The sequence below is a fragment of the Burkholderia sp. JP2-270 genome (assembly GCF_003233675.1).
Lineage (GTDB): Bacteria > Pseudomonadota > Gammaproteobacteria > Burkholderiales > Burkholderiaceae > Burkholderia > Burkholderia pyrrocinia_C.
In genome coordinates, this window is record NZ_CP029825.1 from 2,804,982 (window position 1) to 2,822,579 (window position 17,598).

Annotated in this window: 18 protein-coding genes and 1 pseudogene; 3 read left to right on the forward strand and 16 right to left on the reverse strand. The window is 66.7% G+C overall.

What is annotated here, in order from left to right:
- Positions 1-102 precede the first annotated feature (102 nt).
- From DM992_RS30860 to DM992_RS30890, 7 genes are all read right to left on the reverse strand, one after another.
- The gene (locus DM992_RS30860; protein WP_111019935.1) at positions 103-1,530 is read right to left on the reverse strand and encodes an MFS transporter; all 1,428 of its coding nucleotides are present in this window, start codon (positions 1,528-1,530) and stop codon (positions 103-105) included.
- A 207-nt stretch (positions 1,531-1,737) separates the two neighbouring features.
- Positions 1,738-2,181 carry a type II 3-dehydroquinate dehydratase gene (gene aroQ, locus DM992_RS30865; RefSeq protein ID WP_014899800.1) on the reverse strand — a complete coding sequence of 148 codons (444 nt, stop codon included), beginning with the start codon at positions 2,179-2,181 and terminating at the stop codon, positions 1,738-1,740.
- Between the two features lie 19 nt (positions 2,182-2,200).
- Positions 2,201-3,034 (reverse strand): shikimate dehydrogenase, encoded by an 834-nt coding sequence (gene aroE / locus DM992_RS30870; RefSeq protein ID WP_111020491.1) that lies wholly within the window; start codon positions 3,032-3,034, stop codon positions 2,201-2,203.
- The gene (locus DM992_RS30875; RefSeq protein ID WP_111019936.1) at positions 3,034-4,254 is read right to left on the reverse strand and encodes a CoA transferase; all 1,221 of its coding nucleotides are present in this window, start codon (positions 4,252-4,254) and stop codon (positions 3,034-3,036) included. Before DM992_RS30875 ends, aroE begins: the two co-directional genes overlap by 1 nt.
- Positions 4,254-4,712, reverse strand: coding sequence for a MaoC family dehydratase (locus DM992_RS30880; RefSeq protein ID WP_111019937.1), 459 nt, complete (start codon positions 4,710-4,712; stop codon positions 4,254-4,256). The genes DM992_RS30875 and DM992_RS30880 overlap by 1 nt, the downstream gene beginning before the upstream one ends.
- A 2-nt stretch (positions 4,713-4,714) precedes the next feature.
- Positions 4,715-5,107, reverse strand: a complete 393-nt coding sequence (locus DM992_RS30885) for a VOC family protein (protein WP_111019938.1) — start codon at positions 5,105-5,107, stop codon at positions 4,715-4,717.
- Positions 5,104-6,054, reverse strand: a complete 951-nt coding sequence (locus tag DM992_RS30890) for a 2-dehydropantoate 2-reductase (RefSeq protein WP_111019939.1) — start codon at positions 6,052-6,054, stop codon at positions 5,104-5,106. Before DM992_RS30890 ends, DM992_RS30885 begins: the two co-directional genes overlap by 4 nt.
- A gap of 81 nt (positions 6,055-6,135) precedes the next feature.
- On the opposite strand from DM992_RS30890, the gene DM992_RS30895 reads away from it, so the two are divergent.
- Positions 6,136-7,068: a LysR family transcriptional regulator gene (locus DM992_RS30895; RefSeq protein ID WP_111019940.1), complete on the forward strand. Its 933-nt coding sequence runs from the start codon at positions 6,136-6,138 to the stop codon at positions 7,066-7,068.
- A 420-nt stretch (positions 7,069-7,488) separates the two neighbouring features.
- On the opposite strand, the pseudogene DM992_RS42975 reads toward DM992_RS30895, so the two are convergent.
- Positions 7,489-7,647, reverse strand: a pseudogene (locus tag DM992_RS42975) (aromatic alcohol reductase); the annotation flags it as partial.
- A 563-nt stretch (positions 7,648-8,210) separates the two neighbouring features.
- Here DM992_RS42975 and DM992_RS30905 point away from each other — a divergent pair.
- A complete protein-coding gene (locus DM992_RS30905; protein ID WP_111019941.1) occupies positions 8,211-8,504 on the forward strand; it encodes a hypothetical protein in 294 nt (97 codons plus the stop codon).
- A 201-nt stretch (positions 8,505-8,705) separates the two neighbouring features.
- On the opposite strand, the gene DM992_RS30910 is transcribed toward DM992_RS30905, so the two are convergent.
- The 3 genes from DM992_RS30910 to DM992_RS30920 form a co-directional block, all read right to left on the reverse strand.
- On the reverse strand, positions 8,706-9,470 hold the full coding sequence (locus DM992_RS30910) for a hypothetical protein (RefSeq protein ID WP_204356145.1): 765 nt from the start codon (positions 9,468-9,470) through the stop codon (positions 8,706-8,708).
- A 51-nt stretch (positions 9,471-9,521) separates the two neighbouring features.
- Entirely contained in the window at positions 9,522-10,130 is a 609-nt protein-coding gene (locus tag DM992_RS30915; RefSeq protein WP_111019943.1) for an acyl-homoserine-lactone synthase, read from the reverse strand.
- Positions 10,131-10,341: 211 nt separating this feature from the next.
- Complete coding sequence (locus DM992_RS30920; RefSeq protein WP_111019944.1) at positions 10,342-10,785, reverse strand: DUF4902 domain-containing protein; 444 nt, start codon at positions 10,783-10,785, stop codon at positions 10,342-10,344.
- 73 nt (positions 10,786-10,858) lie between these two features.
- Between DM992_RS30920 and DM992_RS30925 the strand changes: the two genes are divergently transcribed.
- Positions 10,859-11,578, forward strand: a complete 720-nt coding sequence (locus DM992_RS30925; protein WP_111019945.1) for an autoinducer binding domain-containing protein — start codon at positions 10,859-10,861, stop codon at positions 11,576-11,578.
- A gap of 45 nt (positions 11,579-11,623) precedes the next feature.
- Here DM992_RS30925 and DM992_RS30930 read toward each other — a convergent pair whose 3' ends face one another.
- From DM992_RS30930 to DM992_RS30955, 5 genes are all read right to left on the reverse strand, one after another.
- Complete coding sequence (locus DM992_RS30930) at positions 11,624-12,331, reverse strand: MgtC/SapB family protein (RefSeq protein WP_010089673.1); 708 nt, start codon at positions 12,329-12,331, stop codon at positions 11,624-11,626.
- Positions 12,332-12,638: 307 nt separating this feature from the next.
- Positions 12,639-14,183, reverse strand: coding sequence for a TolC family protein (locus DM992_RS30940; protein ID WP_111019946.1), 1,545 nt, complete (start codon positions 14,181-14,183; stop codon positions 12,639-12,641).
- A complete protein-coding gene (locus DM992_RS30945; protein ID WP_111019947.1) occupies positions 14,170-16,230 on the reverse strand; it encodes an FUSC family protein in 2,061 nt (686 codons plus the stop codon). Before DM992_RS30945 ends, DM992_RS30940 begins: the two co-directional genes overlap by 14 nt.
- On the reverse strand, positions 16,211-17,260 hold the full coding sequence (gene mdtN / locus DM992_RS30950) for a multidrug transporter subunit MdtN (protein WP_111019948.1): 1,050 nt from the start codon (positions 17,258-17,260) through the stop codon (positions 16,211-16,213). Before mdtN ends, DM992_RS30945 begins: the two co-directional genes overlap by 20 nt.
- Positions 17,257-17,550, reverse strand: coding sequence for a hypothetical protein (locus DM992_RS30955; RefSeq protein ID WP_111019949.1), 294 nt, complete (start codon positions 17,548-17,550; stop codon positions 17,257-17,259). Before DM992_RS30955 ends, mdtN begins: the two co-directional genes overlap by 4 nt.
- Positions 17,551-17,598 lie beyond the last annotated feature (48 nt).

The following is a 17,598-nucleotide window of genomic DNA, read 5'->3' on the forward strand; positions in this document are numbered from 1 at the left end:
AGGCATCGGTAACGCAAGTTGGCTCTGTCAGTGAGGGCGCACCAGCAAGCTGGAAATGATTGGCGGAAGGGGCGCCGAACACGACGCCCCGTCGAGCGCTGGCTAGCTGCCGACGGACCCTGGCACGTGTTCGCGCACGATGCGATTGCGCGACATCGCCGCGACGCGCAGCCGGTCGTATTCTGCCTTGCCGACCGGTTGAGCGTTCGCTCGTCCCAGGTCGTTCATATGGACACGATGGGTCTCGCGTGCGCTTGCGGCTGCGAGCGACGCAATCACGGTGATGCCGAACGCGATCGCACCGACGATCAGCCAGACGTGGTGTCCTCCGGGCGGCGCGACCGCCGTGAACAGCGCGGGCAGCATCGCCGTGGCCGCGGTACCGAGGTTCTGCGCGATTGCCATCGCCGAGACGCGCGTGCGGGTCGGGAAGAGTTCCGGGTAAAAGGCGGGAAATACGGCGTTGTAGCCCTGGTACACCACACCCCACATGAGCATCGACATCGCGAATGCGAGCGGCACGTTGCGGATGCTGATCGCATACAGGTAGGCAAACGCGAGCAGGCCGGCCGCCAGCGAGCCGACGATGATCGGCGGCCGGCGTCCGACCTTGTCGGACAGGTTGCCGACGAACGGAATCACGATCATCGCAACGATATTGCCCACCACCGTGATCCAGAGATAGATATCTTTCTGGAATCCGATTCCATACGCCGGCTGGACCGCATAGGCTGCGCCGAAGATCGTGGCGACGACCGGAATCACGTTCATCATCGACATGCAGGCAACGCGCACCATGTCGGGAAAGTGGTGCCTGAAAGCGTCGGCAACGGGCGAGCCGGCTTGCGACCGGTTGCGTACCGCTTCATCGAAGGCCGGCGACTCGTCGACCTCGCGGCGAATGATCAAACCCGCAACGATGACCAGCGCACTCAGCAGGAACGGAATGCGCCAGCCCCAGCTGTCGAATTGCGCGGACGGCATGTAGTAGGCGAGCGGCAGGAACACGGCGGCGGCCAGCACTTGCCCGGCCTGCACGCCCTGTAGCGTGAAGCTGACGAAGTATCCGCGCCGACCGAACGGCGCGTGCTCCAGGATCATCGAGCTCGCGCCGGTAATCTCGCCGGCCACGGCGAAACCCTGCAGCAGGCGAAGCGTCACCAGCAATGCCGGCGCGATCAGCCCGGCTTGCTGATAGGTCGGCAGCAGGCCGACTCCGACGGTCGAGATTCCCATCAGGAACATGCAGAAAAGCAGGACGGTTTTCCGTCCGCGCGTGTCGCCGAGATGGCCCAGCACGAACGCGCCGATCGGGCGGGACACATAGCCGACACCGTAAGTGGCCAGCGACGCGATGATGGCTGTCGTGGGGCTGCCGTGCGGAAAGAATATCTGCGGGAAGATCAGCGCCGATGCCGTGGCGTAGATGAAGAAATCGTAGTATTCGAGCACCGAGCCGATCCAGCCGCTGACGGCGGCTTTTCTCGATTGGTGCCTGCCCCGGGGCTCGTCTCGCAAGGTCGCGGTCATCGTCGTCTCCAGATATTGATATGTGTGCCGGGCAACGCGGGTGATGCGGGGAGTCGTCACTGCCCGATGTATCGACTCCGTTGTGTGACCTGACCGAGGCCCATCGATACGACGCACGGCGAACAACCTCCGTGCGCAACGCCGTGCACCCGGGAACGGTTGCGTATGTGCGTCGGCCCCGCATCGGCAGCCGATGCGGGAATCGGCCTATTCCTCGCCGAGCGCCGAGACCGCGGCCCTCAGCGCCAGCAGATAGCTTTGAACACCGAAACCGCAAATCTGCCCGCTGACGATCTCGGCCAGGACGGAGTGATGCCGGAACGGCTCGCGCGCATGAATGTTGGACATGTGCAGTTCGACGATCGGGCACGTGAGGATGGCAAGGGCATCGCGAATGCCGTAGCTGTAATGCGTCCATGCGCCCGCGTTGATCAGCACCGCGTCCTGGCGTTCCTCGAAGGCGCGATGAATGCGCTCGCACATCGCTCCTTCGCTGTTTGTCTGGAACGAGTCCACCTGTACACCCAGTTCCTCCGCCAGCCCTTGCAGCCGTGCATCGATCTGCGCGAGCGTGATCGTCCCGTACTGCGCCGGGTCGCGCTTGCCGAACATGTTGTGGTTGATGCCGTGCAGCATCAGGATCTTCTTCATGCGAATCTCCATTGCGTGTTCAATCAAAGGGCACGGCCAGCCGATCGATTACCGAACTGGTCTCGGGGCGCACGCCGCGCCACCACGCGAACGCTTCGGCCGCCTGCTCGACCAGCATGCCGACGCCGTCCGCAATTCCGTGTACGCCTGCGTTTTTCGCGAGCCGGAGAAACGGCGTCAGACGCTTGCCGTATGCAAGTTCGTAGGCCGTGCCGGCCGGACTGAACACGCTCGGCGGGACCGGCGGCAGGTCGCCGGTCAGGCTGGCCGACGTCGCATTGACGACCAGGTCGAAACGCCCCATCCGTGCGAGGTCTGCGTAGCCGCCGGCAACGAGCGGACCGCGTCCGGCAACCTGCGCGACCAATGCGCGCGCCTTGTCGACGTCGCGATTCGCGATGACCAGTTCAGCCGGTCCGGCTTCGAGGAACGGCAAAAGCGCGCCGCGTGCCGCGCCGCCTGCACCGAGCACCAGGACACGCTTGCCGGCCATCGGCAGATTGAGGTTCGCCTCGATATCGCGAACCAGGCCGATGCCGTCGAAGTTGTCGGCCAGGATGCGGCCGCCGTCGAACTTGAGCGCGTTGGCCGCGCCCGCGAGTTGCGCCCGCTCGCTGCGTTCGTCCGACATCGCGAACGCGTCGAGCTTGAACGGCGCTGTGACGTTGATGCCCTTGCCGCCGCCCTCGAAAAACGCACGAACCGCGGCAGCGAAAGCGCCTGCCGGCTCGACGGGCCCCTCGATGGCCGTATAGCTGATGTCCTGCCGCGTCTCCTGCGCGAAGAGGCCGTGAATCAGTGGGGATTTCGTGTGCCCGATCGGATTGCCGATCACCGCGTATTGGTCGGTCATCATTGGCTCGCTTTTGAATAGAGGACGCCGTCGGCCTGCATCGCGTCGATTTCGGCCGAATCGAACCCGAGGGAGCGCGCGACTTCCGCGTTGTGCTGCCCGAGATCGGGCGCGACGTCGCGAATCGTCGTATCGCAACCGGAAAACCGGAACGGCAGGTTGGGCAGGCGCAGCGTTCCGTAGCGCGGATGCTGTTGCTCGACGACCATGCCTCTTGCCTGGATCTGCGGATCGTTCAATACCTCGTCGATGCGCTGCACCTTCGCGCACGGAACGTCGATGCCGTCCAGCAGTTCGAGCACCGACGCGACGGAACGCGCGGCCACCCACGGCTCGACCACCGACAGAATCTCCGCGCGGTGCGCGTTGCGGCCGGTGCTGTCGTGAAACCGTGTGTCGGCGCCGAAGTCCGCCGGGCCGCCGCGCGTCGCGATCAGATCGGCGAAGCGTTTCCACGCGTCGTCGACTTGCGCGGCGATCACGAGATCGCCGTCCGCGGCACGGAATACGCCGTAGAGCGTCGAGGTCGGCATGTCGTGCCCAGTCTGCTCGGGCAGCACGCCCTGCAGGGTGTAGCACTGCACCGCATATTCGTGCATCGATACCAGCGTGTCGTACAGCGCCATGTCGATGTGTTGCCCGCGGCCGCTCTTCACGCGCCCCAGCAGCGCGGCGTTGATGGCCGCGACCGCATGAATGCCGGTGTACATGTCGCCGAGCGAGATGCGCAGCAGCGGCGGCCGCTCGCCCGGCGTGCCCACCATCTGCATGATTCCGCTCTTGGCTTCCGCGATCAGCCCGAAGCCTGCGCGATGCGCATCGGGACCGGTATGCCCGTACGCCGAAATCGAACAGTAGACGAGGCCCGGATTGCGCGCCGACAATTCGGCATAGCCGAGCCCGAGCTTGTCCAGTGCGCCCGGCCGATAGTTCTCGATGAACACGTCGGCGGAGTCGCACAGCCGCTGCATGAACGCCTTGCCGCGCGCGTCCTTCATGTTGACGCTCACGCCGCGCTTGCCCATGTTGAGCTGCAGGAAGTAGCCGCTTTGCTGGTCGTCGAGCACGGTCGCGTGCTGGCGTCCGGCGTCGCCTGACCCGGGGCGCTCGACCTTGATGACTTCGGCGCCGAGCGCCGCGAGACAGCGCCCGACATACGGCCCGGCAAGGAAGTGGCTGTAGTCGACGACGCGAATGCCTTCGAGTGGGCGAGCCTGCATTACAGTGCCTCCAGGCGGCGCGGCACCATCAGGCGATGCTCGCCGCGTTGAACGACCTGACCGTCCTGATTGATCAGCTCCGACGGCAGCACGACGATGCCCCAATCCGGACGACTCTTGCTGGCCCGCATCGAGCCGACGCGGAACTTCACGTGCAGCACGTCGCCGACCTTGATCGGCAGCAGGAAATCCCAGCTCCAGCCGAGCGACATGCCCGGCAGAAAGCGATAGTCGCTCTGCGTCTTCAGGCCGTCGGCGATGGACAAGCCAAACAGCCCGTGCGCGACGAGGCAGCCGAAATGGCTCGCGTTTGCGTATTCCTCGTCCACGTGGACGGGCGTATGGTCGCCGGTGAGGTTGGCGTACGCGAGAATGCGCTCCTTGGTCACGGTGTAGCTCGGGCTCGTGCACGTGTCACCCTCGCGGGCGTCGTCCCAGTATTTCTCGACGATCGTCATGGTCACGCCTCCGCGCGCGGGTCGATGGCCAGCGCCTGCGCGACGCAAGAAGCCGGCCTGGCCTGGATCAGTTCGACGGCAAGCCCGTCGGGCAGGCGAAGCCAGTTCCGCCCCTGCGGCATCTCCGTCACACCGAATCGTTGCGCCGCGGCCAGCGCGGCCTCCAGGTCTTCGCACATCACGCCGAGATGGGCGAGCCGGCCTTCCGGACCGTCGTGTTCCGGCGCGTGGATGAACTGCAGGCCGCCGAGCGTCCAGTACTGCCGCGGCGCGTCGAGCGTGCCGTCCACTTCGCGCAGGGTCATGCCGAGCACGTCCTCGAAGAAGCAGATGTGCCAGCGGATGTCCTTGACCCAGATCGCAACGTGTTCGAGATAGGCTTTCGTGGCATTCATGCGACGGCCTCCTGCCGTTGGCGATCGGCCATCGCGCGTTCCAGCCCCTTGATGCAGGCGACGAGCGTTGCATTGACCGGGGTCGGCACGCAGTAGCGCTGCCCGCAGCGCACGACCGAACCGTTGATGAAGTCGATTTCGGTGATCGAACCCTTCTCCAGGCTTTGCAGCATCGACGTCTTGAAGGTCGCGGGCAGCCCCTCGGCGGCGAGCGTCCAGGCCTGTTCGGGATCGGTCATCGACAGCTTGACGCCGGCTGCCTGCGCCGCCGCGATCGCCTCGGCCACGGCCGCAAGCGACGTTGCCTTCAGCAGCGGCTCATCGTAAAGCTGCCCGTAGGTGAGGCCGGTCAGCCCAGTCAGCGCACCCGTCGCGACATTCACCAGCAGCTTGTCCCACATCGTGCCGACGATGTTGTCGCTGATCGTCGTGGCGAGGCCGGCGGCATCGAACGCGGCGGCGATCGCCTGCACGCGCGGTGTGATGCGGCCGTCGAGTTCGCCGATATAGGTGTACTTGCCGATCACGCCGGATTCGATATGACCCGCACCGCGCAGCACACCACCGACGTAGGTCTTGCCCGCGAGGACGCGCTCGCGGCCGACGACGTCGATCAGGATGTCCTCGTGCCCGAGGCCGTTCTGCAGCGACAGCACGGCGGTATCCGGCCCCACCAGCGATTGGGCGCCGCGGATGGCCGCGTCGGTATGGAACGACTTGACCAGCACCACCACCACGTCGGCCACGCCGACATCGGCAGCCTGAGTCGTCGCGTGGACGCGTACGTGGCGGGTGCCGCCCGCGTCGTCGACTCGCAGGCCGTCACGGCGCATCGCATCGACGTGCGCGGGCGAGCGGTCGATCAGCCAGGTCTCGTGGCCGCCTTGGGTAAGGGTGGCGCCGATCGCGCAGCCCAGCGCGCCAGCCCCCAGAATCGCGATTTTCAATGGCTTCTCCTTGACGTATGGCACCACGATAGGAGTCGCCGCTCATGCCGACAATGCAATGGATACAATGGCGTCATTGCCATGGACAATAACGCCGCGATGCCCGCCGACCTGCCCGACCTGAAGCTGCTTCAGCTTTTCGATCTCCTGTACGACGTGCGCAGCGTCACGCGCGTCGCCGAGCAACTGGGCCAGAGCCAGCCGACGGTCAGCATCTGGCTCGGGCACTTGAGGGAACATCTGCACGATCCGCTCTTCATCCGGACACCCGGCGGCATGGCGCCGACGCCGCAAGCCGACGCGCTGATCGGGCCATGCCGGGAAATTCTCGAATCCCTGCGGCGCTTCACCGCATGGGAGATCGCGTTCGATCCAGCGACGGCCCAGCGACGCTTTCGTATCTGCATGACCGACGCGAGCCACATCACGCTGCTTCCAAGGCTACTGGCCCATGTCCGGGCGCAGGCGCCCGGCGTCCGGCTGGAAGCCGCACGGATCGACGGCAATACGGAACGCGCGCTCGAATCCGGCGAAGCCGATCTCGCGATCGGCTATGTGCCGTGGCTAGGCGGCGGCATTTATCAGCAGAAGCTGTACGACCAGGACTGGGTATGTCTGGCCAACCGGCATCATCCGAGGATTCGCGGTCGCCTCGGGGCGAAGCAGTATCGTTCCGAAGGACATGTCGCCATTACCGCGGGAACCGGGGCGCAACTTCTCGAACAGGCGCTGCGGCAGGCGCGCATCGAGCGAGACGTCGTGCTGGAGTTGCCGGGTTTTCTGGGTTTGGGTGCGATCGTCCAGACGACCGACCTGATCACGACGCTACCCCGTCATATCGGCCAGACACTGGCTCAGGCGAGCGATCTGGCGGTTCATGCGTGTCCGATCCCGGTCGACGGGTTTGCGGTACGGCAGCATTGGCATGCGCGCTATCACCATGAGGCGGGCAACCGGTGGCTGCGCGGCGTCGTGATTCAACTGTTCGGTGCATCGCATCCGTCCACAGCGTAGGGATGTGCGCTTATTCCGCGTTGCTTGGATCTATCCGTGTTGGGCGGCACGCCGGGCTCGAAGCCTGTGGCCAGTGCCGTGGCCGGTTTTCGAGGAGGCGTTTGGCAACGGGTTGGGGCGAGTCGCACGCGTTATCAGATCAGCGTCGAAATTCTGTCGGCAACGAGCATGGGGCTGGAGTCGCCGAGGCCGAGCAAAGCGGGCGTGCAGAATATGACGACCCGCTTCGTGCTCGATTCAGCCGTCCGCAAGCGTTGATTTGAATTCCTGAGAGAGTCGCGATATGAGCAAGAAGGGAAGCCTTTTTCGCGCCGAAGACTAGCCCGCGTTCCGAAGAGCGCCTTTCCGCCGCGGGTACTAAAGCTGTTCGGGGAAGCTGTCGTCGACACCGTTTGCCTGGATGGTCGGTCGGACTCGCGATTACTCGCTGCGACCCGAAGCAAGCTTTGCATTGATCCACGATGCCACGTCGGTGACCGGAATGGCGTGGCGTTGATTGAACGTCCCGCTCTTGTCCCATGCGACACCCCGCCCTTGAGCAAATGCCGCACGATACTTACGCATCATATTGTGCGGGTCGCAATGGTTTGGCCACAGTCGCTCGTTGTGTCACCGGATTGGGGTTCACGATGTTCGACTCGGTGATCTTGTTGCCGAACCGGCTGGTCGCGATCACCGAAATCCGAGTCCGGAAGTGGGCGGGGCGGTAGCCGAGTTTTCTGTAGGATTCCAAATTCAGTTGATCTCGATACGCTCCTTCTCTTAGGTCAAAACGGCTATCATGCGCGCAACACAGCAATAGTGACCTGCTCCCGGTTTTATTCCGGGTGCAGTTGGAGTCCGAGGTTAAAAACCGCTGCTTTGCATCGTGCGCCCGGGTGAACTGCGCGGGCGTCAGATAAAGGCTCACATACATCGGGCCGTCAGCGCCATGCGGCGTTCTGCAGCACGATCCTGTGAATGTGGATTCGTTCCGGCCAAACGAACCGCTGAACCTCATCTCACGAAAGAAAAAAGCATGGCGCTTCAGATCGCGTGTGCGAACCCCATCGCTGCAGTGGCTCTTCCGGAAAACTGTCGAATCCCTGCCTTCGACGGAGCCGGTCCGCCGACGTATGCGCATGCCGTACGGGAGGTGAGGAATGGGTAAGCCCGACCTTCGTCGGCCGGTTGCCGGACCTTATCGCCAGTCCCGATGGGCGGCCGTGCTGGAGGCTGCCTTTGGATGGGTGGCAAAGGGGACGATGGTGCTGGCCGGGCTGGCGATGGTCGCGGTGATGGCCCTGACGGGCGACCTGGGTGGTCTAACAGATCTGCTGCCGACGACCAGAAAGGACTGGCTGTACCTGCTGCTGATACTTGTCGTAGCGGTCGCGCTGATATTTGCGGTGCGCCACTACTGGTTGCCGCCGGGCAGTGCGCGTCCGGCAGGTTAGCCGGAACGGAAGGCGATGCGGCCCCGCAATCCGCGCAGGCAAGAAAAAGCCCGCTGCTTGAGCGGGCTGAATCCATGTTTGGAGACATGGAGGAGACAGACGTTAATTTAAGGGAAAACCCGAAGGTTGGCAAGCCCCCGTTGTATCGATGCAACTTGCTGCCGTACCGGCTGCCTCGCGTCGACGCAACCGATACCGCAGTTACATACCGCCGGCCCGCGCGTGCGCCCCAAACGCGCCAAACCGCTCCTGCGCGACGGGCAGCGCGTACTTGTCGCGCATCTCCGTCTCGATCCACGCACAGGCCTCGCGCGCGCAGTCGGTCAGCGCGTGCCGCGTCGCGTGCCCGTCGATGTCGTAGACGAAGCGCACGCCAACCTCGTCGTCGGCAACTTTCCGTTCGAGCTGGTTGAGCTGTAGTTGCGGCCCGTGCTGTTGCGACAGCGCGCGCAGCTCGTCGAAGTGATATTCGAGCCAGTCCGCGAAGAACAGCGCGTCGCTGCGGCACGGCAGGCGGAAAGCCGCGCTGCGCGACGGGCGCAGCCCGGCTTCGCCGGCCGCCGCGCGCGGGTCGCTGTTCGCGGCGAGGGACGCGTCGACGGGCGCGAGCGGATGCTGAATCCGCCGGTACGGTGCGTGGTCGCGCAGCGCATGCCACAGCAATTCGTCGCCGGCGGCGCCGGACGGCTGCATCGTCAGGTCGTGGCGGCCGTCGCCGGCAGGGGCGATGTCGCGGATCACGAGGCGCAGCGAGCACAGCGGCTCGTCCGCGACCAGCAGCGTCGCCGCGCGCGGCAGCCCGCAGACGAGCGGCGCGGCGCCGGTGGCACGAAACACGAGCCCGCTGCGGTCGAGCCGCACGAGCGGCAGCGGCCTGGGAAACGACGGATAGGCGACCGCGATGCGGGCGCCGTTGGCGCTCGTCAACCCGGGCATCATCGCGCGAAAGACCTGAGACTGGTCCACGTTGGTTCTCCTTCGTTACGATGCCGCCCGGACGGAAACGCGCGTTCCGGCTCAGGCGGCGATGGCTTGCCGGGCGGTCTGCCCCGGCTCGATTCCTAGTGCCGCAAACGTTTGCGGATCGATATCGATCCAGCACGCGACCACCAGACGTCCGTCCACCTGCTTCGGCGGGCCTGCGCGGTGCGCGTGTATGCCGATCCGGCGGAACAGCCGCTCCATGCTCGCGAACGTCACGCCGATCAACTGCTGCGCGCCAAGCTGCGCCGCGCATTCGACCACGGCCGCGAGCATCGGCCGCACGGCCCATTCGGCATTGCCCGGCCCGCCTTCGTCGTCGGTCGCCGCGAACCTGGACAGCTCCCAGACGGCCGCCGATTGCGGCAGCGGCATGTCTGCGGCGATCAGGTCGGCGAACAGCGACTGCAGCAGATACGGGCGCGTCGTGGGCAGCAGGCGCGCACATCCGCACACGTCGCCGCCGGCATTTCGCGCGAACACGTACACGGTATCGTCGCGATCGAACTGGTCGTGCTCGAAGCTTTCGTTCGCCGACGGGAGCTCCCAACCGAGTTGTTCGACGAACACGCGGCGCCGGTAGCGCCCGAGATCCGCTGCAAGTTCGTGTGGCAACCGCCCTTCTTCGTGAACGAAGGTCCGCATCGTGTCCTCGGATTTGTGCTTTTGTATGTATGCATTACATCGCGCGGCACGAGGAGGCGGTAACTGGTAACTCTTACAGGTTGGGCGGCGCAAAGACGCCATTTAGGACGTGGTAACGGTTTCTTGATCGATGGGATTGAAAAACCGGGCGCTTTTGCTTATAAAGAGCGCCAGCATCGTGGAAATTGTCAGATGAATGCGCGGCCAGTTGTCACTGGAGCGTCGGACCGGCATGATAGGCGTCGTTGCGCCCGAGCAGGGCCGACGCGACCGCGGCGGGCCAGTCGATGCAGGCGAGCCGCGCGACAAGCGTGGCGGCCGTGCGGAACATGCCGATGTCGGCACCGGTGGCGTCGACGGCCATCACGTTGCTGCGGACGTCGCCGCCGGCGATGACGAACGTGCCCGTTGCGCGTTCGAGGTACCAGTCCCAGCCGACCGTCACGTAAGGGACGCCGGCACGGGCCGTGCGCTGCCATTCGGTATAGCCGGCGAGGCGTGCGTCGATCGCGTTGTCGCGCAGTTCCGCGAGTAGCGATGCGTCGAGGCCGCTTGTGACATGATCGAGTGCAAGCGCGGCCAGTGCGCCTTTTGACAGGCGCACGTAGCCGTCCGGGGACGGGCCGGGGACCGGGTGCAGCAAAGGTAAAGTCATGCGCGGAATGTATCAGCCTCGAACCGGAGCTGGCACCTGACAAGTATGACAGCGTGACGTTGTCGGAGAACGAATGGAACTGCGCTGGCAGGATGCCTATCAACAATTCAGCGCCGCGGAAGACGAGCAGCAACTCTTCCAGCGGATCGCTGCCTATTCCAGACGGCTGGGATTCGAATACTGCTGTTACGGCATTCGCGTGCCGCTGCCGGTGTCGAAACCGTCGGTCGCGATCTTCGATACCTATCCGGACGGCTGGATGGCGCACTACCAGGCGCGGAACTACATCGAGATCGATTCGACGGTACGCGACGGCGCGCACAGCACCAACATGATCGTCTGGCCGGATGTCGACCGGATCGATTCGAACCCGCTGTGGCAGGACGCGCGTGAATTCGGGCTGTCGGTGGGTGTCGCGCAGTCGAGCTGGGCGGCCCGCGGTGCGTTCGGGCTGCTGAGCATCGCGCGCCACGCCGACCGGCTCACGCCGGCCGAGATCAACATGCTGACGCTGCAGACGAACTGGCTCGCGAATATGTCGCATTCGCTGATGAGCCGCTTCATGGTGCCGAAGCTGTCGCCCGCGGCGGGCGTCGCGCTGACCGCGCGCGAGCGCGAGGTGCTGTGCTGGACCGCCGAAGGCAAGACCGCATGCGAAATCGGCCAGATCCTCAGCATCTCGGAGCGGACGGTCAACTTCCACGTCAACAACATCCTCGAGAAGCTCGGCGCGACGAACAAGGTCCAGGCGGTCGTCAAGGCGATCTCGGCCGGGCTCATCGAGGCACCCTGACACGAGCTAGGGCGGTAATGCCGAATCCGGCGGCCGCCATGCCGCTCACTCCATCAACGGCTCCGCTTCCTTCGCGGTCCAGCTCACGCTGGAAATGCTCTTCTCCATGCTCATCCGGCTCGCGATCTGCTCGAGCTTCTGCTGATCCTTCGGATGCAGCTTCAGCGTCGCGGTCACTTTCAGACGGTCCGGCTGGTCGGGCACGTCCTCGCTCGTCAGGCTCTGGAACGACAGCGGCTTCGCGTACATCGAGTTCGACAGCAGCGTGCGGATGTGTACTTCGTCGGCGGCGAGACAGATCACGGTGATCTGGTATTCGCGCACGAGATCGGCGTTCGACACGGGCGTCGCGTTGATCGCCTGGCTGACGCCGCGCAGCACGGTGTTGGTGAGCAGCACGACGCCCGTGCCGGCGAGCGCGGGCACGTAATGGCCGGAGCCGGACAGCACGCCGACGGCGGCCGAGCACCACAGCGTCGCGGCCGTGTTGATGCCCTGGATCGAGCCCTTGTCGCGCATGATCACGCCGCCGCCGAGAAAGCCGACGCCCGACACGACGTACGCGGCGATCTGCGTGACGCCCGCGACGCCGTTGCCGGTCAGCACGCCGAGCGTGACGAACAGGCACGCACCGCTCGCGACGAGCGTGATCGTGCGCAGGCCGGCCGTGCGCTGGCGCATCTGGCGCTCGAGGCCGATCGCGACGCCGCAGGCGAACGCGGTGAAAAGACGGAGTGCGAAATCGAAAGTCATGGTTGTCCTGCCGTGCAAGGCGCGCATACCGGCTCACGTTGCCGCGGCGCAATGCCGAAAGCGACGCGACGATAGCCGTCATCGCGCGGTACTGTACCGCGCGTATGCGTCATTCAGTGTGAAACGGTAGGCGTGCGGGCTCGCGGAACGCGAGCCGGGGCAGGAGAACTGCGTCGGACAGGCGTTCAGGCGGCAAGCGGCGCACGCAACGGAGTGCTGCAACTGTCCACGATGGTTCCTGAAGGAAGAATGGGCGGCATTCTAGTGGGCGGCGTGCGCATGCGTCAACCGCCGGGCGGCGGTTGCGCTACTGCGCCGAGCCGATCGTCCCCGTTGCGAGCGCGAGCGCGGCCGCCGCAGACAGCGCACCGGCGTAGCTGTCGACCTCAGCATTCCGCGCCGCGAGCAACTGGCTTTGCGCGATCGTCGCATCGGTGACCGAGCCGACGCCGTTCCGGTACGCGGTCAGCGCCGCATCGTAGCTTGTCTGCGCGGCATCGACGAGCGCCGTCGCGGCGTCGTGCGACGCGAGGCTCGTCTGTACCGCGTTCTGCGCGGCAACGACCTGGCGGACGGCTTCCTCCTTGGTCCGTGTGAGGCGCGCGGATGCGCTTTGCGCGTCGTTGCGCGCCTGCATCAGCACGGCCGAGCGCAGGCCGCCGTCGTACAGCGGGATCGTCACGCCGAGGAACACGCCGCCGCCGTAGCGGCTGCCGTTCAGGTTGACGGTCGGCGCCTGGTCGCCGATCGCGGGCAGTGCGGTGATGGCGGTGCCGCCGCTTGCGTACGACGTCGAAGCGGACAGGAATATCTTCGGCATGAACGCGGCTTCGGCGGCCTTGATCTTCGCGCGATTGGCCTTTTCGAGCGCAAACGCGCCCTGCAGGTCGGGGCGGCGCGCGATCGCGTCCGACACGATCGCGTCGACCGACGAGCCGAGCGCGGGCGGCAGCGGCCGCTTCGGCAGCGCGGCGATCGTCGGCTTCGACAGCGGCGAGATGCCGAGCGCGGAGACGAGGGCGAGGTAGCTGTCGCTTTCCGTGCCGTCCGCCTGCACGAGCGCGAGGTTCGCTTGCGCGCGGTTCTGCGTTGCCTGGGCGAGCTCGACGACCGTACCGACGCCATGCTTGAGCCGTGCACGGGACGCCGCGAGGATTGCGTCCGCGTTCGCGACGCCCTGCTGCGCGCTGAGTGCGCGCGAGCGCGCGGCTTCGTACCGGTAGTACGCGACGGTCACGTCGTGGATCACTTGCTGGTGCACGGCCGTGAATGCGACGTTCGACGCGATCGACGCCTGTTCGGCTGCTTCGACGCGCGCCGCGCGCCCGCCGAAATCGAACAGCAGCCATTGCAGCGACAGCGCCGAGATCGTGCCGTGCACGGTCGTGTCGCTCGACGAGTCGCCGAGTATCGTCGACGTCGAGCCGTGGCTCGCCTGGTACGCGCCCATGGCCGTTGCGGACAGCTTCGGCAGGTAGGCGGCTTTCGCGATGCCGACCGCGAGCGCCGCATTGCGCGCGTCGTTCCATGCGATGCGCGTCAGCGGGTTCGCCGATTCGGCGAGGTCGATCAGCTCGGGGAGCGTGTACGCGTGCGCGGCATCGAGCGCGGCAGGCGGCGCTACCGACGCGAGCGCGGGCGTGACCGGCAGCGTGTAGTCGTGCGCGCCTTGCGCGGTCGCGCGCGGCGGTGCGGGCACGATGTCGCCCGCGGCCGAGGTCTGCGGCTGCCACGGGCGGTCGGACGCCTCCGGCGCCAGATCGATCGACGACGTCGCACAGCCGGCCAGCGCGACGGCGGTCGCGAGGGCGGCGGCGGCGATCGAGGCGGCCGGCGGTTCAGTTAGGCGCATGGGGGACAGGCTCCTTCGGTGTGGCTTGACAGGCGGCGTCGGCGATATGCGCGAGCCGCGTGTCGATCAGGTTCAGCAGCGCGTCGCGCGCGGGGTCGGTGGGGGCGGCATTCGGTGGTGGGGCCGGCGGTGCGGGGGAATCCGCGTGAGGCGCGGCTTCGTCGTCGTGCAGGTCGACTACGCGTGCAAGCCGCGCGCCGATCGCCGCGTCGCCCGGTGTGCGCTCGGCGAGCAGGAACAGCGGGCCTTCGAGCGCGCCGAGTTCCGCGAGTGCGCGCCGCCGCGCGGCGAGCCACGTGGCGGCCGGCCGCACCCACGACGGTTCGTAATGGATCAGGCCGAGCTCCTGCGAGATCGCGCCGTGGCGTGCGAACGCCTCGGCAGCCAGCGCGCGCCGCTCGGCCGGCTGTGCGATCTGCGCGACGCGCCGCCACTGGTCGAGCAGCGCCGCGAGCGCCGTGTCGATCTGCTTGCCGATGCTGACGGGCCAGATGCGCGTGAACACGAGATACACGACCACGTTGCCGAGCAGGATGCCGATCGTGCGATCGCGCGCGAGCGTCAGGTCGAAGCCGGGGCCCGCGCCCTGGATCACGCACAGGAAGAACGCGAATGCGACCTGGAAGCCCGCGTAGGCGATGCGCGGCGACCCGAACGCGACCCACGCGGCGAGCCACGCGCCGGCGAACACGAGCGCCATCAGCTCGCCGATCGACGACAGCGACGGCACGACGAACACGAGCGCGGCGGTGCCGAGCAGCGCGCCGACGATGCAGCCGGCGATGCGCAGCGTGAGCTTCTCGACCGTTTCGGCCGTCGAGCCGAGCGACACCATATAGCAGGTGATGAAGCAGGTATGGATGCCCGACCAGTCGAGCTGCGAGTACAGCAGGTAGCAGAACATTGCTGCTGCCGTCGTTTTCAGCGCATAGCGGATGTGGTCGGGATTGGTGCGCGCGTCGGGAAGGAAGAAGCTGCCGCCGGGGGCGGGCGGCGCAGGCGGTGCGGCGGGTTCGGCAGGCGTGTCGGCGCCGTGCACGTGGGCCGTATCGTCCGATGCGTCGGCCTCGGCCGGTTCCGCGAAGTGCGTGATCGCCGTGTGCAGATCCGTCGCGACGACGCGCGCGAGCGGCGGTAGCGCACCGGCTGCCGGCAGCGCGAGCGTCACGTCGACCGGATAACCGCCGCGTTCGAGGATGGCGGCCATGTCGTCGAGCGTCGTCGCGATCGGCTCGACAAACGCGTCGGGCAGCCGCGCGTCGGGTTCGCGGTCGGCGAGCGCGACCGCGACGAGCAGCGCGGTGCTCGATGCGATGGCCTGCCGCAGTGCGACGACGTCGGCGGCCGCCGACGAGCCTTCGAGCTTCGACAGCTTGAGCCACGTGAGCAACTGCTTGTCGCCTTCGCGCAGGCTCGCGTCGAACGCGGCGCGAGAGTCGCCGCTGTCGTCGCCGCGCAGCCGCCGTGCGGCGAGCCGCAGCCGTTTCGCGAGCTGCGCGTGCACGAGCTTGCGCGGCGACGGCGCGATCAGCAGGTTGACGACGATCGCGACACCGACCGGGATCGCGACCATCAGCCATGCATAGAGCAGCGCGCGTGTCGCGGCTTCGCCGAACGGCGCCTGTCCGAGCTGGTCGAGCCCGAAGCCGACGATCATCGCGAGGATTGCGCCGACCGGGCGCAGCTTGCTGGCGGATGTCAGGTAGAGCAGGCCGATCGACATCACGGTCATGCAGGCGACCCGCAGGATCGAATAGTCGATGCTGAAGATCGCGACGCCCATCACGAGCGCGATCACGACCGTGACGAGCAGCAGCATCGCGACCGCGAGCACGACGCTCGTCACGCGGTCGGCACGGTTCAGGAAGAACACGACATACGCGGAGATCGCGGCTTCCGGCGTGCCGTAGCCGCTCGTCACGAGCACGACCAGCGCGCAGATCAGCGCGACGCGCACGGCCATCGCCGTGCGCCCCGGAAACGGTGCCAGCAGCCGCAGGACTTCGCGCGGGCCCGGCGAGCGGACGTCAGCGGCAGGCAGTGCCATGCCGGACCTCGACGATCGCGCTGGCGCCGACGCGCACGAGCTTGCCGTCGGGTTCGTCGAGCTTCACGCGCACGGGGAAGCGCTGCGCGACGTGCACCCAGTTCACCGAGTTCTGCACGATCGGCAGCGAGCGCGGCAGGTTGATGCGAGCGCTGTCCGCGATGCCCGCGCCGATGCCGACGACCTTGCCCGTCATCGGACGGCTGCGGTCGATCATCGAATAGACGGTCGCGCAGTCGCCGACCTCGATGCGGTTCAGCGACGTCTCGCGGAAATTGCCGACGGCGAACCATTCGCTCGCGTCGATCAGCGTGAAGATCGACTGGTTCGGCGCGAGGGTCTCGCCGGCGAGCACGGTCAGGCCCGTCACGAGCCCGTTGTGCGGCGCGCGCACGACCGTATCGTCGAGCGCGTGCTGCGCGCGGGCCAGCGCGGCCTCGCGCGCATGCAGCGTCGCGATCGCGTCGGCGTCGTCGCCGATCGTCTGCGCGGACGCGCGCTGCTGTTCCTGTGCCTGCGCGAGCGACACGGCCGCGTCGCGCTGGCGGACCTTCGCCTGATCGAACTGCTGCACGCTGACGTAGCCCTGCGCGGCGAGCGGCGCGAGCCGGTTCACGTCGCGCGTCGCGAGGTCGGCGTTCTGCGTCGCGCGCTTGACCTGCTCGCCGGCGACCGCCGCGTTCGAGCGTTCGCCGATCAGCGAACGGCGGCGCGTGTCGAGCGATGCGCGCGCGAGCTCGAGGTCGGCCTGCGCCTGTGCAACCGTCAGCCGGTATGGCACGGGATCGATTTCGTACAGCAGGTCGCCTTTCGCGACGCGCTGGTTTTCATGCACCGCGAGCCGCACGATGCGCCCGCCGACAGGCGACGCGACATGCACGACGTCCGCGTCGATCGACGCGTCGTCGGTGGACGGGTAGGCCGTCGTGCGGTGGTACGCGTACGCGAGCGCCGCGATGCCGAGCGCGACGATCGCGAGCGCGATCACGCGGCCTTTCATGGACGGGCGGGCGGTTCCGGCGGCCTTCATGCGAACGGCCCCGTGCCGGTAAGCCAGACGATCACGGCGATCACGAGCCCGATCGCGGTGCAGACGGCAAGCTGGTAAGGGACCGTGGCGGCCCAGCCGGTCGCGACGAACACGCGGTGCGCAACGATCGCGCCGACGATGCCGACGATCGCGCTGACGAGCCAGAGCGGGAAATACGCGCCGAACAGCACGTATGACGGTGCGCCGCGCGATGCGCAGCTCGCGAGCGGCAGGGCTGGCGCCAGGACGGCGGCGACGCGCAGGGGTGCGCGCGGCGTTATTTTTCTCATGGTGTGACGAGCTCGACGATGGGGGGATGCCGGGCGCGGCGCAATGCG

Bases quoted from the DNA above. Each gene is read 5' to 3' on its own strand.
- DM992_RS30940 (WP_111019946.1), bottom strand. From the start codon at position 14,183: ATGCGCCTAACTGAACCGCCGGCCGCCTCGATCGCCGCCGCCGCCCTC.
- DM992_RS30875 (WP_111019936.1), bottom strand. From the start codon at position 4,254: ATGCAGGCTCGCCCACTCGAAGGCATTCGCGTCGTCGACTACAGCCAC.
- DM992_RS30915 (WP_111019943.1), bottom strand. From the start codon at position 10,130: ATGCGGACCTTCGTTCACGAAGAAGGGCGGTTGCCACACGAACTTGCA.
- DM992_RS30925 (WP_111019945.1), top strand. From the start codon at position 10,859: ATGGAACTGCGCTGGCAGGATGCCTATCAACAATTCAGCGCCGCGGAA.
- DM992_RS30930 (WP_010089673.1), bottom strand. From the start codon at position 12,331: ATGACTTTCGATTTCGCACTCCGTCTTTTCACCGCGTTCGCCTGCGGC.
- DM992_RS30885 (WP_111019938.1), bottom strand. From the start codon at position 5,107: ATGAATGCCACGAAAGCCTATCTCGAACACGTTGCGATCTGGGTCAAG.
- DM992_RS30880 (WP_111019937.1), bottom strand. From the start codon at position 4,712: ATGACGATCGTCGAGAAATACTGGGACGACGCCCGCGAGGGTGACACG.
- DM992_RS30860 (WP_111019935.1), bottom strand. From the start codon at position 1,530: ATGACCGCGACCTTGCGAGACGAGCCCCGGGGCAGGCACCAATCGAGA.
- DM992_RS30955 (WP_111019949.1), bottom strand. From the start codon at position 17,550: ATGAGAAAAATAACGCCGCGCGCACCCCTGCGCGTCGCCGCCGTCCTG.
- aroE (WP_111020491.1), bottom strand. From the start codon at position 3,034: ATGACCGACCAATACGCGGTGATCGGCAATCCGATCGGGCACACGAAA.
- DM992_RS30920 (WP_111019944.1), bottom strand. From the start codon at position 10,785: ATGACTTTACCTTTGCTGCACCCGGTCCCCGGCCCGTCCCCGGACGGC.
- DM992_RS30895 (WP_111019940.1), top strand. From the start codon at position 6,136: ATGGACAATAACGCCGCGATGCCCGCCGACCTGCCCGACCTGAAGCTG.
- DM992_RS30905 (WP_111019941.1), top strand. From the start codon at position 8,211: ATGGGTAAGCCCGACCTTCGTCGGCCGGTTGCCGGACCTTATCGCCAG.
- mdtN (WP_111019948.1), bottom strand. From the start codon at position 17,260: ATGAAGGCCGCCGGAACCGCCCGCCCGTCCATGAAAGGCCGCGTGATC.
- DM992_RS30945 (WP_111019947.1), bottom strand. From the start codon at position 16,230: ATGGCACTGCCTGCCGCTGACGTCCGCTCGCCGGGCCCGCGCGAAGTC.
- aroQ (WP_014899800.1), bottom strand. From the start codon at position 2,181: ATGAAGAAGATCCTGATGCTGCACGGCATCAACCACAACATGTTCGGC.